Origin of the sequence: Segatella copri, from assembly GCF_019127135.1 — a bacterium.
Taxonomy (GTDB): Bacteria; Bacteroidota; Bacteroidia; order Bacteroidales; family Bacteroidaceae; genus Prevotella.
Window position 1 is genome coordinate 16,326 of the sequence record NZ_JAHOEA010000031.1, and the last position, 16,941, is coordinate 33,266.

13 protein-coding genes are annotated in these 16,941 nt (G+C 41.2%); 7 read left to right on the forward strand and 6 right to left on the reverse strand.

The annotated features are described in order from the left end of the window. Positions 1 to 5: 5 nt before the first annotated feature. The 5 genes from KSW37_RS09345 to KSW37_RS09365 form a co-directional block, all read right to left on the reverse strand. On the reverse strand, positions 6 to 1,973 hold the full coding sequence (locus KSW37_RS09345; RefSeq protein WP_217314263.1) for an Ig-like domain-containing domain: 1,968 nt from the start codon (positions 1,971 to 1,973) through the stop codon (positions 6 to 8). Positions 1,974 to 2,034: 61 nt separating this feature from the next. After that, the gene (locus KSW37_RS09350) at positions 2,035 to 3,543 is read right to left on the reverse strand and encodes a GH3 auxin-responsive promoter family protein (RefSeq protein WP_217314264.1); all 1,509 of its coding nucleotides are present in this window, start codon (positions 3,541 to 3,543) and stop codon (positions 2,035 to 2,037) included. Positions 3,544 to 3,752: 209 nt separating this feature from the next. Continuing rightward, positions 3,753 to 4,835, reverse strand: coding sequence for a ribonuclease III (rnc, locus tag KSW37_RS09355; RefSeq protein WP_217314265.1), 1,083 nt, complete (start codon positions 4,833 to 4,835; stop codon positions 3,753 to 3,755). Continuing rightward, the gene (gene fabF / locus KSW37_RS09360) at positions 4,825 to 6,087 is read right to left on the reverse strand and encodes a beta-ketoacyl-ACP synthase II (RefSeq protein WP_217314266.1); all 1,263 of its coding nucleotides are present in this window, start codon (positions 6,085 to 6,087) and stop codon (positions 4,825 to 4,827) included. Before fabF ends, rnc begins: the two co-directional genes overlap by 11 nt. A gap of 22 nt (positions 6,088 to 6,109) precedes the next feature. Continuing rightward, positions 6,110 to 6,346: an acyl carrier protein gene (locus tag KSW37_RS09365; RefSeq protein WP_006848240.1), complete on the reverse strand. Its 237-nt coding sequence runs from the start codon at positions 6,344 to 6,346 to the stop codon at positions 6,110 to 6,112. A gap of 224 nt (positions 6,347 to 6,570) precedes the next feature. Here KSW37_RS09365 and KSW37_RS09370 point away from each other — a divergent pair, with 224 nt between their 5' ends. From KSW37_RS09370 to KSW37_RS09385, 4 genes are all read left to right on the forward strand, one after another. Beyond that, on the forward strand, positions 6,571 to 7,173 hold the full coding sequence (locus tag KSW37_RS09370; RefSeq protein WP_217314267.1) for a DUF4254 domain-containing protein: 603 nt from the start codon (positions 6,571 to 6,573) through the stop codon (positions 7,171 to 7,173). A gap of 99 nt (positions 7,174 to 7,272) precedes the next feature. After that, positions 7,273 to 8,358, forward strand: a complete 1,086-nt coding sequence (locus KSW37_RS09375) for a glycosyltransferase family 9 protein (protein WP_217314268.1) — start codon at positions 7,273 to 7,275, stop codon at positions 8,356 to 8,358. A gap of 551 nt (positions 8,359 to 8,909) precedes the next feature. Continuing rightward, a complete protein-coding gene (nadA, locus tag KSW37_RS09380) occupies positions 8,910 to 9,902 on the forward strand; it encodes a quinolinate synthase NadA (protein WP_217314269.1) in 993 nt (330 codons plus the stop codon). A gap of 219 nt (positions 9,903 to 10,121) precedes the next feature. Next, entirely contained in the window at positions 10,122 to 12,131 is a 2,010-nt protein-coding gene (locus tag KSW37_RS09385; RefSeq protein WP_217314270.1) for a glycoside hydrolase family 97 protein, read from the forward strand. 362 nt (positions 12,132 to 12,493) lie between these two features. Here KSW37_RS09385 and KSW37_RS09390 read toward each other — a convergent pair whose 3' ends face one another. Continuing rightward, positions 12,494 to 13,465, reverse strand: a complete 972-nt coding sequence (locus tag KSW37_RS09390; RefSeq protein ID WP_217314271.1) for a glycosyltransferase family 2 protein — start codon at positions 13,463 to 13,465, stop codon at positions 12,494 to 12,496. Between the two features lie 15 nt (positions 13,466 to 13,480). On the opposite strand from KSW37_RS09390, the gene KSW37_RS09395 reads away from it, so the two are divergent. From KSW37_RS09395 to KSW37_RS09405, 3 genes are read left to right on the forward strand one after another with little or no spacing between them, the layout of a single operon-like run. Continuing rightward, on the forward strand, positions 13,481 to 14,503 hold the full coding sequence (locus KSW37_RS09395; RefSeq protein ID WP_217743444.1) for a glycosyltransferase family 8 protein: 1,023 nt from the start codon (positions 13,481 to 13,483) through the stop codon (positions 14,501 to 14,503). Positions 14,504 to 14,549: 46 nt separating this feature from the next. Further along, positions 14,550 to 15,665, forward strand: coding sequence for a glycosyltransferase (locus KSW37_RS09400; protein WP_217314273.1), 1,116 nt, complete (start codon positions 14,550 to 14,552; stop codon positions 15,663 to 15,665). Positions 15,666 to 15,704: 39 nt separating this feature from the next. Continuing rightward, a complete protein-coding gene (locus KSW37_RS09405; protein ID WP_217314274.1) occupies positions 15,705 to 16,922 on the forward strand; it encodes a hypothetical protein in 1,218 nt (405 codons plus the stop codon). Positions 16,923 to 16,941: the final 19 nt, after the last annotated feature.

Consider the following 16,941-nt stretch of genomic DNA (forward strand, 5'->3'; position numbering starts at 1 on the left):
ACTCTTTATAATTTAGGAATGTACTCGATGCCAAGTTTCTTGGCACGTTGCGCATTCTGGTTCTTAACTTTCTTTTCTTTATCAGGCTTCTGCTTGGTAATGGCACCAGGCTTCTGACGGGAAAGTTCACGGGCCGTAGGATCCCAACTCTCGGTTAAATCCCATTTAGCCTTGCATTCTATCACGTCTGGATAGTAATATACCTCTTCTGCCTGTTCATCCTTATCATAGCAGCCTGTATCCCACTTGCCGTTGCCGTTACGGTCTACTATCAGACGCATGTAATACTTCTCCGGCTTGAGATAATAGAATTCGGCTACTCCGTTCACAGCCTTCACTTCTTTCACCACCTGATCCTGCGCATTGAGTAGCTGAACGAGGAGCGGATGATTGTCGAAATCGTGCGTTACATTAATGAGCAGCGTGCCGTAAGTATCCAGGGAATTGACCTTGAAACCCTGTTTCACAGGTTTGGATACAAGTCCGTAGATGTCTTGGAACGCGGCAGAATCAACCTCCAGACTATATTCTATGTCCGGACGCCACTCGCCTCTCAGAATATACTTGCGGTTGCCCAGCGGCTTAAACTCCATCGGCGCCCTATACCATAGCGTATCATGCTTGGCATAGAGATGAATGCCTGCCGTATCGGCCTTGGCAAGCGGCGTATTGAAGGTGAAGATAACATTCTTGTCAGGATCGAGCTGAGAAGAGACACTCATCTGAACATCAAGCGGTTTTACAGCCATCACGCTATCATAAGGTTCACCCTTCTTCTTCAGTTTTTCCTGCTTCTTGGTCCATTTCTCCAGTTCCTTAGCCTGCGCCTTCATACGCTTTTCGTAAGGTTCCTTCGAAAGAATTTCGAGCGTATCAGTCTGGTTGCGGAGCACGCCCGTACTGTCTGTCATACGGTAAGTAAGTTCTATATTCAGCGTATCCTGGTTGACCAGTGCTGTATCCTTGAGCCAATAGGTAAGCGTATCGTTCTTCTCCGATTTCTCCAGGATAAAAGCATTTTTCTCGTTGAAATTCAAGCCCTTGATCTGTGGCAGGATAGAATCGCCATAACTGTAATAAAGCGAGAAGCAATTGGCCTTCTGACGTTCTGCCTTGAGGAAGAAGCGGTCGGAGACCAGTTCGGTAAAGGCACGGAGCACTACATTATCCGGTAGGAAATGAGTATAATTAACCTGATCTATCGACTTGATATGCAGGGAATCAATCCATGTAGTATCCTGACGTACATCCGGCTTGCTTGACGGCACGATGATATCATGAGAGAAAGCGAGTTTTTCGCTCTTCTGGCTGAACATATAGTTACCATCCATATCCTGCAAGGCATAGATGCGGTAAGAGCCCGGAGCCACGCCCTTGATGACAAAGCGGCCACGGCTATCGGTACGGCTTACACGCAGCATAGGCTTGGTCTTGAAGGCAGAATCGGCATGATCTGCGTAAAGACCTACCAGAATACCCTTGATAGGCTCCAGATTCTCCGATTCGAGCACATATCCCGACACCTCCATCGTATCGATAACTTCGCCGGTAGCGAAACTGTAGGTATAGTTTCCCATCGGATTGCCCTCGTTATTATCGCTGATGGCATCGGAGAAGTCGATGGTATAGGTAGTATTCGGCTTGAGCGAATCTACCAGAGAAATCTGAATATGCTTGCCCGAAGCCTTGATTTCAGGCACTTCGAGCTGCGGAGGCGAAACCACCACTTTCTCGGTAGGATTATCTACCTTAATATATTCGTCGAAATAGATATTCACCTTCTTCTGCTTCACATTTACGCCCTTGTCGGCTGGCGAAGCTCCAATCACCTTAGGAGGAGTTTCGTCGAACCAGCCACCATCCGGCTGTCCCATCTTGGCACAGGATGCCAACATGAGGAAAGCTAAGACGTAGAAAGGCAGAAACAGAGAATTTGCCTTCAACTTGCTCTTTATGTCGTTCAATTGAATCATTCTTTATATCTTCTTAGTATTGCAGCATCATCTCCCAGGCGGAAGAAGCATGCGGCCTGTTTTATTTGTTCATCATGAGCATCTCATCAATGTTCTTGCGGCTGTTGCTCAAGCGTGGAATCTTATGCTGTCCGCCCAACTTGCCCTTGCTCTTCAGCCATTCATTGAAGAGTCCCGGCTTGGCCTTCACAATCTCCAGATGCTGAAGGGTAACGTCGTGGAAGCGCTTGGCCTCGTAATCGCTGTTGATTTCCTGCAACTTCTGGTCTAACAGACTGGCAAACTCTTCGAGGCTGGCTGGCTCCTGAGAGAACTCTATGAGCCACTGGTGGCGGCACTTGGCATTACTGTCCATATAAACCGGCGCAGCGGTATAATCAGAAACCTGAGCACCCGTCTTCTCGCAGGCATAAGCCAATCCCTTCTCGGCATTATCCATAATCAGTTCCTCGCCAAATGCATTAATAAAGTACTTGGTACGGCCGGTAATGACAAACTTATAAGGATTCTTGCTGGTAAACTGAACCGTATCGCCGATGAGATAGCGCCACAAACCACAGGAAGTGGTGATGACCATAGCGTAGTTCTTGCCTACCTCAACACCCCAGAGAGGCACAACGGTAGGATTTTCGCTGCCGAATTCGTCCATAGGGATAAACTCGTAGAATACATCATAATCTATCATAAGCGACATGGCTGGGTCTGCCGGATCATCCTGCAGCCCGAAGAATCCCTCGCTGGCATTATAAGTCTCCATATAATGCATGTTCGGCGAAGTGATGAGCTGTTCATACTGCTTGCGGTAAGGAGTAAAGGCAATACCGCCATGGAAGAATACCTCCAGATTAGGCCATACCTCTTCCAGATGCTTCTTGCCGGAAAGTTCCATGACACGCACCAGCACACTAAGCATCCAGCTAGGAACACCCGAGATATTGGTTACGTTCTTATTCATCGTTTCGCGGGCAATAAGGTCGCGTTTCACTTCGAAATCGCTCAGGAGAGCGGTTGACTTCTTAGGAACACGCACCAGATTGGCAAGCGGATTGATATTTTCGATGAGGATAGCGCTCAGGTCGCCCACCAGACTATCCGACACATTATAGTTAGGCGAATGGCTTCCACCCAGGATAAGGCTCTTGCCATCAAAGAGTCTGCTCTTCGGATTATTGCGCAGATAATAGGCTACGGCATCAAAGCCTCCTGCATAATGAATGCCATGCAAGCCATCATGAGAAACCGGGATGAACTTGCTCTTATCGTTGGTGGTGCCAGATGACTTGGCGTACCATTTTATCAGTCCCGGCCATAGAACATCCTTTTCACCATGACGCATACGATCGATGTCACCCTTCAACTCCTCGTAGGTATTGACAGGAACATTCTGTACAAATTTATCATAATTGTTGCTGGTATTTAATAAATGCTTGACACCATATTCAGTATTTTTTCCTTTATTTATGAGGTGCATAAGCACTTTATGCTGCAAATGTTCTGCATCATAGACATACTTCTCCAACTCCTTCTGCCGAGGTTTGAAGACGTTACTTACTATCGTTGTTAAACTCATATCTAGATATATATATCATTTAAGTAGATGCAAAAGTAAATCAAACTTTTGATATAGAGAAAGTTTTTACTATTTTTTAATACAAAAGGAGAAGATAAACTATAGAAAAAGGAAATATACAACACAAAAGACTCCCATAAGTGGCGATATTTACCATCTTATGGGAGTCTTCTGTTAAATCATATTTTCTATCCAGAAAGAGATACTGCTTACTCTTCATTGTCGAAAGCAGCCGCTTCAGCAGCCGCAATAATCTCTTCTCTTGATAATTCCTTAGGCTGAGCCGTGATGTCGCTCAAATCGAACTCATCACTCTCCTTCTTCTCATTCTTCACCTCGACCTGCACTTCAGTTTCCTGGGCTGTTTCAGCAGATATCTCTGTGAAAACCTCCTCTTTGAAAACATTGATGTGCTTCTCCTCTACCGGTACGTTTTGCGAATCAGCATCCTGCGAGATGATGAAATCGTCTTTCACTTCTGTGCTAGGTACGTTTTCAACAGGTTCCTCTTCCATCTTGGTGCGATTAGCTTTAGCCGAGAATACGGCATCAATATACTGTGGTTCCTTGCGCAGTTTTTCCAAGCTAGCCTTAGAAGCCACCTGCTGGCTCTCCTTCTTAGAATAACCCTTACCTACTCCACCCTCAACACCTTCGAGTACAATCTGATAGGTGAAAATAGGACTACCATTCTTGTCTTTTTGCTGGTCTAGCATAACGAAATCCAGTTTTACGCGGTTTTTCTGGCTCCATTCGATGAGTTTGCTCTTGAAGTTAACCTCCTTATAAGCCACCTTATCGATGTTTATCATTTGTGCCAGGATACGTTTCTGCATGAAATGCATGCAGGCATCATAACCACGGTCTAGATAAATGGCACCTACCAAAGCTTCAAACGCATTTCCTCCCATATAACTGTTATGAGAAGAACTGTGTCCATTAGAAAGAATCAGCTGGTTGATGCCCATTTCCTGTGCCAGCTTATTCAGCGTATCACGCTGCACTAGCTTGCTTCGTGTATTGGTCAGGAATCCCTCACGCTTGCCAGGAAAATGCTGGTACACGATATCTCCTACTACAGCATCCAAAACCGCATCACCCAAGAACTCTAACCGCTCGTTGTTCACAGGTTTTCCCTTAGAATTACGATGCATGATGCTCTTGTGCAACAGAGCCATCTTGTAGTAGTTGATGTCGTGAGGATAAAAACCGAGGATTTCGTATAAAGACAAATAAAGCTCTTTATCCTTACGGAAAGAGAGCTTTATCCTATCTATAAAATTATTCAGCATACTTCTTGAATACTACACAGCAGTTGTGACCGCCGAATCCGAAAGTATTGCTCAATGCAGCACGAACCTCACGTTTCTGAGCTTTGTTGAAGGTAAAGTTCAAGTTGTAATCGAGCTCTGGATCATTGTCGCCCTCTTCGTGGTTGATAGTAGGAGGAACGATATCGCTCTTCACACTAAGAACACAAGCCATAGCCTCTACTGCACCAGCAGCACCGAGGAGGTGACCAGTCATTGACTTGGTAGAACTAATGTTGAGCTTGTAAGCTGCATCACCGAAGACAGCCTTGATAGCCTTAGCCTCAGAGATATCACCTACGTGGGTAGATGTACCGTGAACATTGATGTAGTCAATGTCCTCTGGCTTGAGGTTAGCATCAGCAAGTGCGCGCTCCATCACGAGCTTAGCACCGAGACCTTCTGGATGAGAAGCTGTGATATGATAAGCGTCAGCGCTCTCGCCTTCACCTACCATCTCAGCATAAATCTTCGCACCACGAGCCTTAGCGTGCTCAAGTTCCTCGAGAATCAAGCAACCTGCACCCTCGCCCATGATAAATCCATCACGGCTTGCGCTGAACGGACGTGAAGCATGCTCTGGGTCATCATTACGTGTTGACAATGCATGCATAGCATTGAAACCACCTACGCCACAAGCGCAGATAGCAGCCTCTGCACCACCGCTAACGATGATGTTTGCCTTACCCAAACGAATCAGGTTAAAGGCATCAGCCAATGCATTGCTTGAAGAAGCACATGCAGATGTTGTAGTGTAGTTTGGTCCGTGGAATCCGAAGTGGATTGAAATCTGACCAGAAGCGATATCTGCAATCATCTTAGGGATAAAGAATGGGTTAAACTTAGGACCATTCTCCTCGTGAGTACCATAGTACTTCACCTCATCCTCGAAAGTCTTGATACCACCGATACCTACACCGAATACAACGCCAACGTTGTTCAAGTCTTCCTTCTCAAGATCGATATTAGCATCCTTTACGCCCTGCATGGCAGCAATCATAGCCAACTGGGTATAACGGTCAAGCTTGCGAGCTTCCTTACGATCAATCCAATCATTGATGTTCAGGTTTTTAACCTCGCAAGCGAACTTGGTCTTGAAAAGGGTTGTATCGAAATGAGTAATAGGCGCAGCACCGCTCTTACCAGCAAGGAGGCTCTCCCAAGTTTCCTCAGGAGTATTACCAACTGGTGTTACAGCACCGAGACCTGTTACAACAACTCTCTTTAATTCCATTTAATATAATTTAGTTGCTAAATTACTTAGCGTTCTCCTCAATATAAGAGATAGCGTCACCTACAGTAGCAATCTTCTCAGCCTTATCGTCTGGGATAGAGATAGAGAACTCCTTCTCGAACTCCATGATCAACTCTACAGTATCCAAAGAATCTGCACCAAGATCATTTGTGAAGCTTGCCTCTGGCTTAACTTCTGCCTCATCAACACCGAGTTTATCAACGATAATTGCCTTTACTTTGCTTTCAATTTCTGACATAATTGTAACTTTTAAAATGTTTATAAATTAATTTCTAATTAAAAATCTGAGTGCAAAGGAACACTTTTTTTTTGAGATAAACAAATATTTTGGCGAAAAAAGTGCATTATGGTGCACAAATACCCCCCAATTGTGCATATTTTTAGCAATTTTTCCCTTTTTTGTTGGTCGTTTCAGATTATTTTGTTACTTTTGTACGGTATTAATTAAACATTTAAATCCATATGACATTTACAGAAAAAGCCAATAAGATATTTAATCAGGCGATAGCCGATTATCATATCAAAGACAACATTGATACACCAATCAATAATTCATACCAGGAAGGTAGCATAGAGAACCGCCTTTACCTGAAGTGCTGGATCGACACCGTACAGTGGCATTTTGAGGATATCATCCGTGATCCTCAAATCGATCCGACTGAAGCACTCGTACTAAAGCGCAGAATCGACAAGAGCAACCAAGACAGAACCGACCTCGTTGAGCAAATCGATACTTACTTCCGCGAAACATACAAAGACGTGAAGGTTCTGGATGATGCACGCATCAACACAGAGAGTCCTGCATGGGCTGTTGACCGCCTGAGTATTCTTGCCCTCAAGATTTACCACATGAAGGAGCAGGTGGAACGGCCGGAAGCATCGGCTGAGCACAAAGCGAAATGCCAAGCCAAACTGGATGTGCTCCTGGAACAGCAGGTAGACCTTTCTACTGCCATCGACCAACTCTTGGAAGATATCGAGGCTGGACGCAAATACATGAAGGTTTACAGACAGATGAAGATGTACAACGATCCTTCAACCAATCCTGTACTCTACAAGAAATAAAAAGAAACAGAATAGGAGAGCGCATATACCTTATTATATAATAATAATGAGGTATGGCTCTCTTTTTTACCTTATATAATATATATAGAAGAAAAAACGATGAAAACTGAGCATATCCTGGTAATTAGATTTTCTGCCATGGGCGATGTAGCCATGACCGTACCTGTAATTCAATCTTTGGCAAAACAATATCCGAAAGTAAGAATTACTGTGCTCAGTCGTCCCTTTGCCCGTCCTTTCTTTGAAGACTTAGCTCCAAACGTCGGTTTCATGGAAGCCGACATAAAAGGAGAGTATAAAGGTGTTACAGGACTCAATGCACTCTATCGCCGATTGATTGCCAAACAGTTTACAGCAATTGCCGACTTGCATAGCGTGCTGCGTTCCGATTATCTGCGTATGCGTTTCAACCTGGATAACTTCAAGGTTGCACATATCGACAAACATCGCAAGGGAAAACGCAAGCTGGTAGCATCTAATGGCAAAAAACTGGTACAGCAACCTACATCATTCCAAAACTATGCCGATGTTTTTGCACAACTTGGATATCCTATCCACATGGATTTTACATCTATCTATGGGGATGGAAAACTAGGAGATTTGAATATCTTACCAAAAGAGGTATTCGGAATAGGAGAGAATGCTATCTCGCTAGAAGACAAGCATATAACAGAGCCATGGATCGGTATAGCTCCCTTCGCTGCACACGAAGGAAAAATATATCCGATACAACTGATGGAAAAAGTTATACTGCGACTTATCCACAATCATCCACACGCTCATATCTTCCTTTTCGGTGGAGGCAAAGACGAAACGCCAGTGATGAACGATTGGGCAGAGAAGTATCCACAGGTCATTAACGCTTCTTCTCACCTTCATGGCCTGAAACAGGAACTCATCCTGATGAGTCATCTACACGTCATGGTGAGCATGGATAGTGCAAACATGCACTTGGCATCGCTTGTCAACACCCCTGTAGTAAGCATTTGGGGAGCTACCCATCCATACGCAGGCTTCATGGGGTGGCATCAGGATCCTGCCAATGCCGTACAGTTAGACTTACCTTGCCGACCTTGCAGCATCTATGGTAACAAGCCTTGCGCCAGGGGAGACTTCGCATGTATGAAGAATATCTCTCCAGAACTGGTACTAGAAAAAATAGATTCTGTTTTGAACAAAAGATAGAAAATAAGAACTCCTATATATAATAAGGTATCAGAAAACAATATAAAAATAGGTATAGAATAGAATGGAACAGATGAGAATCCTATAATCAAAAACAACCATATAAATAACTCAGACTAGAGAGCAGAATATCCTGATGGATTTCTGCTCTTTTTTGTTTTCCACAAAAGCGTGGATAAGTATACGGAAAACCCCAATAATAACCTTTTAATAAGTTTGTAAATATCCACACATATCTATCTCAAACCCATGAAAAGAGTATATCCACATAGATATTATTAAGTTTTTAGAAACTTTTTCGCAGTTTTTTACCGAAAAAAGATATAAACTTATTAACTTTGCACCGAATTGGGGAAATGTTGATAAACCGGTTAAAACATTAAGAGACAAGAACAAGATATAAAATGTCTCTGCGGATAACCTGGATTAAGACTTGTATAACGAAATACGCAAGTTTTTATGCAGAATGTTATCCACTTATCCACGGCATATTATCATCTCTATATTCTCTTTTAAAAAAAAAATAAAATAAGAAATATAATATGAATGTTATGGTGAAAAAAGAATGGATTGAGAAGGGATACGTTGACGAACCTGTTGACGAAGCCTTGGACTTGAAAGCTGAAATAAGAAAGCTTTGCAAGGAGAAAGATGCTATTATCCTCGCCCACTACTATACGGTAGGTGAGATTCAGGACATCGCCGACTTCGTGGGCGATTCTCTGGCTTTGGCTCGTAAAGCTGCAGAAACCGATGCCCAGGTAATGGTGATGTGTGGTGTACATTTCATGGCTGAGACATGCAAACTCTTGAGTCCTGACAAAACTGTGATCTGTCCTGACTTGAATGCAGGTTGCTCGCTTGCTGACAGCTGTAAGGCTGAGGATTTGAAAAAGTACAAGGAAGAGCACCCGGGATATAAGGTAGTGAGCTATGTAAACACCACGGCTGCTGTAAAGGCGCTGACTGATTGTGTAGTGACAAGCGGTAATGCCAAGAAGGTGATTGACAGTTTCCCACAGGAAGAAAAAATCATCTTTGGTCCAGACTATAATCTTGGTAACTATATAAACAGCGTTACAGGCCGCAATATGTTGCTTTGGAATGGTGGTTGCCATGTTCATGAGAAATTCTCTGTAGAGGCTATTGTTAAACTGAAGCAAGAGCATCCTGAGGCTGTTGTTATGGCTCACCTGGAGTGTAAGGCACCTGTACTTGCTGTAGCCGACGTAAAGGGCTCTACAGCCACCATGTTGCACTATGCCCAGGAGCACCCGGAAATCAAGGAGTATATTATCGCTACAGAGGCTGGTATCCTGCATGAACTGGAGCGTAATTGTCCTAACGTTATTTTCTATCCTGTACCTCCAGAGGTAAGCGAGGGTGGAATAGGCTGCAGCTGCAACGAGTGTGAGTATATGAAGATGAATACACTCAAGAAGATATACAATGCATTGAAATTTGGTTGGCCAACAGTGGAAGTGGCAGAGGATATTGCCAAGGATGCTGTGAAGCCTATCGAAAAGATGCTTTCTCTTTCATAAAAAAGACCGGGAAGTTCCTCAAGTAAAGCTCCACATGCCCTGAAAGGGCAGAAACTCTTAGCCCAGGGTAACACCCTGGGTTATTATGGGCGCAAACCTGTCGCCATGTAAGGGCAAAAGCTTTTATACCTGGGTTAGGGGCTTTGTGGCTTTCTGCTCGTTCTTGAATGGAACTCTTGCTTGTTTAATAACCATTAGATAAACCAAAAAAACTTAGTTATGAATACAAAATTAATCACTCCCATCCTGGCTTTATGCTGCCTGCCATTGTCGGCAAAAGTGTATACTGTTAAATCCTTGTCGGGTAATCTGGTTGTTAACATCGATGTGGATAAGTCGATAACCTGGGAAATAACCAAGGGTAAAACTCAGATATTAAAACCTTCTGTTATCTCCTTACAGACTGATAAACAGACTTTTGGCGTGAATCCAAAAGTGCGTAAAGCATTTATAGCCAACTTGAAAAACGATGATAATGGTGGCTACCAGCAATTGCTCCTTTCCTGCAATGGATATGATGTAGTATTTCGGGTTTTTCAGAATGCTGCTGCTTATCGCATTATTCCTAAAAAGATGATTAACAAGGTTATTAATGAAACTTCTGAATATCGCTTTGCCGGTGACTATCAGAGTTTCGTACCCTATGTAAATGATAATCGGGGAGGAGAGCGCTGGTGTTATTCTTTCGAGTCATATTATGACGAGGCTCCATTGTCTAAGATGTATAAGGATTCGCTTGCCATCACTCCTCTTGCCGTTTGCCTGCCTGAGGGAAAGAAGGCTGTTGTAATGGAAGCTGATGTGGAAAATTATCCCGGCATGTATCTCCTGAAGGGTACGTTTTCTTCAACTGCTTCATCTTCTGCAGTCTCTGATTATTCTATATATGCAGCCTTTCCTCCTTATCCATTAAAAGAGATGGTGGGTGGATTCAATCAGTTGAATCTGGTTCCCACAGAGCGTGCTAATTATATTGCAGAAAAAGTTACCAAGCTGCCTTGGCGTATTGTATTGGTAACTGATGAAGACAAACAATTGGTTGGTAACGATATAGCCAAATTGCTGGGTCCTCAGTGCAGAATCAAGGATACATCGTGGATAAAGCCGGGAAAAGTGGCTTGGGATTGGTGGAACAACACTAATATCACAGGTGTGGATTTCCGTGCTGGTATCAATACCGAGACTTATAAGTATTATGTAGATTTTGCTAAGAAGAACGGACTTGAATATATCATCATCGACGAAGGGTGGAGTGATCCGGAAAATTTGCTCATATTCTCAGATAAGATGGATATGACGGATATCATCAATTACGCCAAACAGAATGGTGTGGGAGTGATTCTCTGGTCTTCATGGCGCAATTTGATTCAGCGTGGTCATGAAAAGATGGAGAAAATCATGAAGCATTACGGAGATATGGGCGTGAAGGGATTCAAAGTGGATTTCTTTGATAGAGACGACCAGAAGGCCATCAACTCAGTATATGAGGTGGCTGAATGTGCTGCAAAGCATCATCTTTTGCTCGATCTTCATGGCATGCGTCCGTTTGGCGTGCAGTTTGCTTATCCTAATATTGTGAATTTTGAGGGTGTAAAAGGCTTGGAGAATTCTAAATGGGAGCCTCGTGTTGGTGATGGACCTATGCACGATCAGCCTCGCTATGATGTGACGATTCCTTATCTCCGCGCCTTGCCAGGAAGTTTCGACTATACTCCTGGAGCTATGGTGAATGCCGTTCGCTCGCAGTTCTTCGGCAATAACGACCATCCGATGAGCCAGGGTACCAGAGTACACCAGATGGCAATGTATACAATCTTTGATGCTCCTTTGCAGATGCTTGCCGACAGTCCTACTAAGTATATGCAGAATCAGAAGTGTACTGATTTCATAGCTCAGATACCAACAGTTTATGATCAGGTGGTTCCATTGGATGGTAAATTGGGTGAATATGTGGTAGTAGCCAAGAGAAAGGGCGCTAAGTGGTATATTGCTGCGATGAACAATTGGCAGGCTCGTGATCTTACTGTTGATCTTTCCCGATTAGTGAAATGGAATACTCAAACTAATAAATTGGAAAAACTTAATGGCAAGGCTAATATCTTTGCCGATGGTATCAATGCAGATCGTGAGGCTACAGATTATAAGCATACTTATCAGCAGATAAACGCTGGTGATAAACTTCAGATACATCTTGCACCAGGTGGTGGATGGACAGCTATTATAGAATAATATCTCGATCTACGAACCAGAAAGAATATTATAACTATCGTAGAATGATGTGGTAAAAAATATAAGATTAGGGGTAAAAATTGTTTTTTATGGGTAAAAAATCATATTTCGCTACCATAAAATGCATAATTTACGACTTTATAGACAAAAAAAGTCGTATCTTTGCATCAGTTAAAACAAACGGACGTTGTGAAACGTCATTTCATCATCTTTTACTTATACAAATAATATTAGAAAATTTAATCTAATTATAAAGATAGAGCGTTCAAGTGATTTGAATGCTCTATTTTTTTTATATAGGATTTTCTCTTATCTCTCTGCATACTAATCCGGATAGGAGAAATCTTTATGCCTTCATTCATTTATTTCTTGATAAGAAAGAGAAGTGCAATTCGTCCTACGTATGTACTTATCATCTTTCTGAACATCATATATTTCTTGGTATATTCTTTGTTCGGAAGAGGATATAACCCATGTTTCCTTAATTTTCTGATGGCATGATTCAAGGATATCAACGAATGTTTCAAGCGGATATTGTTAACCAGATAATCCATCGAGAGCTGGGCAATACGGCGGTTGAGTGCCTGGCGCTCTGCTACAGGAACCGTATCGAGCAACTTCTGAAGATGTAGAATTATCTCCAGTTTATTGTCCATGTGAATATCTATCTTATCCTTATTTTCTAATTCACCAGGTGCGTATTTGTCCACTCTATTATAATAAGGTGAGGTCTGAGTCTTGAATATTCGTTCTGCCCGTAAGAAGAGTTGTGGTGTGAATTCCTCGTCCTCGCCGAAACTGATGTTTGGTGAGAATAACAGGCTACCCACAATGGCGCGGCGGAATATATAGGAACAGGCTGAGCCTAAAAGGGTATTGTTGTTGAGATATTCTGTGCCGCTGATTGGGGTAGGGAGTTCGTAAGATGGTTCTCCTGTATCATCCTTGCTGAAACAGAATGTAACGATATCTGGTTCGTGGAATCTCACGATGTCAAGGCAATGTTCGTAGGTTGGCTGAAGAAGATAATCATCTCCTTCTATAAACTGGATGTATTTCCCTTTGGCTAAGTACATGCCATAGTTGCGTGCCATACTGCTGCCTAAGCCGGGTATTCTTAAATAGAGCAGGTTATCCAGCAACTCTTTTATCTGGCTGGCTACCAATTCTTCGCTATCATCATCAACGAGAATTATTTCCCTCTCTTTGGCATTGAGCGAAAGCTGAAGGATACTATTGATGCATTCTACAAGATATTCCTTTTGATGGTTGCTTGTAGTAATGATGAAACTCACTAATGGTGAAGATATCTCTGATATTAATTCTTTCTGCATAAGTTATTCTTTTTTATGACTGCAAAGATAATAAAAAGATTTAATTTACGTATTAATAGTAGTACAAAAAACATAAAAATGGAAATAGTTTGTTCTACTGATAGTAAATATATCATGCCGACCGGTATCATGTTGACCTCTTTGTTTGAGAGCAACAGAGGAGAAGTTGTCAATGTACATCTCTTGCATGATCAGGATTCTGCTGCATTATTGGATTCTATCAGAACCATAGCTGCCCGTTATCAGCAAAATATTCATTTCTATCTAATTAATGATGATATCTTCAAACATTTTCCAATTGGTCTAGATTTTCAAGTAGATCATGTAGGAACTTCGTTTGCTACTTATTATCGTTTATATCTTACGGAAATTCTGCCTGCTGATATTGATAAGGTTATCTATCTGGATGGCGATATTCTGGTTGTGGATAAACTTGTTGAATTGTGGAATACTTCTGTTGAAAACTATGCAATTGCTGCTGTTCCAGATAGTTATAATAATAAGATAGAACACTATAATCGCTTGCGTTATCCCCAAACTTTGGGATATTTTAATGCAGGTATGTTAGTTGTCAATCTGAAATATTGGCGTGAAAAGCAGGTGCTTCTCAAATTCTTTGATTATGTGAAATCTAATAAGGAAAGGTTGAGATGTCATGATCAGGATGTACTGAACTATCTGTTTAAGAATTCTAAGTTGGTATTACCTATCAGATATAATGTACTGAATGAGTATTGGTTTGATTTGCGTTATTCTCTTATCTCCTGGGAATTTGATGAACAGATATTGGAAGCTCAGGCTCATCCGGCCATCATCCATTTTACGGGTATTCCTAAACCATGGTATAAGAACTGCCAGCATCCATGGAAAAAAGAATTTGATAAGTATAAAGCGATGAGTCCTTGGCGTGATGAAAAAGAAAAGCGCTGGATGCCATTGAAGTTCTGCCTGGAGAAAATGGCCATAAAACTGGTGGTAAGCATGGGACTGCGCAAGTCTGATTATATTGTAGAAAATAGGTATATTGAATTGTCTTAAGATTTCTGATATTCAAGTATCTTATAAATAAGTATCATATAAAGTTATGAAGATTCTGTTGGTTGGTGAGTCCAGTTTGCTACATAATACTCTCAAGAAGGGATTAGTAGAACTTGGACATCAGGTAACGCTGATGTCCGACGGCAATGATTGGCACAACTCTCCTCGTGACATCGACTTGCGCCGTAATATGGAGCGTTATGGAAGATGGAGTGGGCTTATGGTATTGTGGAAAATTGTCTGCAATCTTCATAAGATATGTGGAAATGATATTGTTCAGGTACATAACTATCAATTTGTGCCTTTGATGGGTTGGTGGAACATGCTGATATTCTGGTTTCTCAAGTTTACCAATAAGCGAATCATTAAAGGCTGTTTTGCCGATGACCCACATCTGTTCAGACAACAGGCCAAGGGTATTCCAGCTTATTCTGATACTTTTTGGAATGGTAAATTACAGAATATCGAGGAGAATAAAGAGCGTATGGCTTTTCATTTCATGTCTCAGTTTGATAAGTGCTGGCATACTGTATCTTATCATTCTGATGCTTTGATAGCCTGTCTTTATGAATATTATCTCTGCTACGATGTTCCTGATTTCCATAAGAAGCTTTACTATATTCCTCTTCCGATGATAATTCCTGTAGTGGATAAAAAACGTCAGAAAGGGAATGGTGAGGTTATTAAAGTGCTTGTAGGTTTACAACCCAAGCGCGAGTATCTGAAAGGTGCTTTAAAGATAGCTCATTTTGTAGAAATCTTGGCAAAGAAATATCCTGGTAAGATAGAACTCAAATATGTAGAAGGAGTAGACTATGATGAATATTGCCGGATGCTGGATGAAGCAGATGTTCTGGTAGATCAGTTTTACAGTTATACTCCATCCATGAATTCGTTGGCAGCCATGGCACGTGGTACGGTGGTTATCGGTGGAGGAGAGGAAGAATATTATGAGTTTATTGGCGAAACAGAATTACGTCCTATTATCAATGTGAGTCCTGAGTATTCAGAATCTCAGAATGTGGCAATCATCGAGCAGGCTTTTTTCCTTCCTGGAAATCTAACCTCTCTCTCGCACCAAAGTATCTCTTTCGTTATGAAATACCACGATTATAGGAAGGTGGCAAAAGAGTATGAACAAATATATTTACAACATTTATAATATATTGAAATGCAGATTTTTAAATACATTCTGAGATATATGAATACAAGGAAGGCTTTGTCTCGTTGGACAGTCTTTTATGTTGGATTACTGATAGTTTCAGTAATCTATAATAGTATCTATACTTTTCAGTTTTATGATTTTTCCGATTTATTTATCAATTATCAAGGTGGATTTATCCGTAGAGGGTTGCTCGGAGAAGTATTCTATCAGTTTTATCTCAAGGGAATTAATCCTATCTATTTAGCTTATATAATTAGTTTACTATCATATATTGTTATTGTTGTTTATATGATACGTAACTTTCATAAGCATGGTTATGCTTTAGAGTTTTTACCAGTTTCCTTCTTATTGGGTGGGGTAGGTATTTTTGGTTTAGCTTTCTTTAGAAGAGATTTTATCATAATGTGTATATTTCTTCTAATCGTAAAACTTTGGAAGTCTTTACCTTTTCGTTGGTGGGTGTTGTGTGGTAATATATTGGCAATTTTAGCTGTGTTATGCCACGAACCCTTTGCATTTTGGGCTTTTCCATTCCTGTTGTTGATAACTCGTTTAAAAGTTCGTTGTTTGTGGAAAACTATCTGTTGTTGGATACCATCTATGCTAGTATTTTTACTCTGTCTTCATTTTTCAGGAAGTATGGAACAATATCTTTTGATACGTAAAAGTACTGAACCTTTCTTGAAATTTCCAAATGTGATGGATTTTCTTTCATATGATAAAGGATATGTTATGATATTCCATCTTCATTATAATTTCTTGGATAAGGTATTCCATATTCCTAATATAATAGGTGGTGTGGTTAGTATAGTTTTGGCTATCTATATGAATACGATGATAAATATAGTGTATTGTTCTTCTAGTAATAAAAAATGGCAAGAGAATCTGTGTTATAGTACTTTATTTTTAGGGATTATGATATGTTTAATTCCTATGTTTACTATATTGTCAACGGACTATACTCGTACCATCATGTATGCTTCTTTATCTTCTTTTATCGTGCTATTTACTCTAAAGGAGGAAGATTATAGTGAATTGTTACCAAGTCTTTTGACGGGATATGTTGCTCGCTTTTTGAAATGGATCAATCGAATTTTACCGCCATCTTATACTAAGATATGGTTACTGTTACTATGTGTGGGTACTGTAGAATGGACAGGTCAGGGTACATTTGGTCTGTTAAGAAACTCTGAGATAGGAAATGCTTTGTTGGTTATATATAAAGTTTCATTAAATGTAATAAGTTTTCTATAGTGATATGTTCATAAAAAAT

Bases quoted from the DNA above. Each gene is read 5' to 3' on its own strand.
- KSW37_RS09345 (WP_217314263.1), bottom strand. From the start codon at position 1,973: ATGATTCAATTGAACGACATAAAGAGCAAGTTGAAGGCAAATTCTCTG.
- KSW37_RS09350 (WP_217314264.1), bottom strand. From the start codon at position 3,543: ATGAGTTTAACAACGATAGTAAGTAACGTCTTCAAACCTCGGCAGAAG.
- rnc (WP_217314265.1), bottom strand. From the start codon at position 4,835: ATGCTGAATAATTTTATAGATAGGATAAAGCTCTCTTTCCGTAAGGAT.
- fabF (WP_217314266.1), bottom strand. From the start codon at position 6,087: ATGGAATTAAAGAGAGTTGTTGTAACAGGTCTCGGTGCTGTAACACCA.
- KSW37_RS09365 (WP_006848240.1), bottom strand. From the start codon at position 6,346: ATGTCAGAAATTGAAAGCAAAGTAAAGGCAATTATCGTTGATAAACTC.
- KSW37_RS09370 (WP_217314267.1), top strand. From the start codon at position 6,571: ATGACATTTACAGAAAAAGCCAATAAGATATTTAATCAGGCGATAGCC.
- KSW37_RS09375 (WP_217314268.1), top strand. From the start codon at position 7,273: ATGAAAACTGAGCATATCCTGGTAATTAGATTTTCTGCCATGGGCGAT.
- nadA (WP_217314269.1), top strand. From the start codon at position 8,910: ATGGTGAAAAAAGAATGGATTGAGAAGGGATACGTTGACGAACCTGTT.
- KSW37_RS09385 (WP_217314270.1), top strand. From the start codon at position 10,122: ATGAATACAAAATTAATCACTCCCATCCTGGCTTTATGCTGCCTGCCA.
- KSW37_RS09390 (WP_217314271.1), bottom strand. From the start codon at position 13,465: ATGCAGAAAGAATTAATATCAGAGATATCTTCACCATTAGTGAGTTTC.
- KSW37_RS09395 (WP_217743444.1), top strand. From the start codon at position 13,481: ATGACTGCAAAGATAATAAAAAGATTTAATTTACGTATTAATAGTAGT.
- KSW37_RS09400 (WP_217314273.1), top strand. From the start codon at position 14,550: ATGAAGATTCTGTTGGTTGGTGAGTCCAGTTTGCTACATAATACTCTC.
- KSW37_RS09405 (WP_217314274.1), top strand. From the start codon at position 15,705: ATGAATACAAGGAAGGCTTTGTCTCGTTGGACAGTCTTTTATGTTGGA.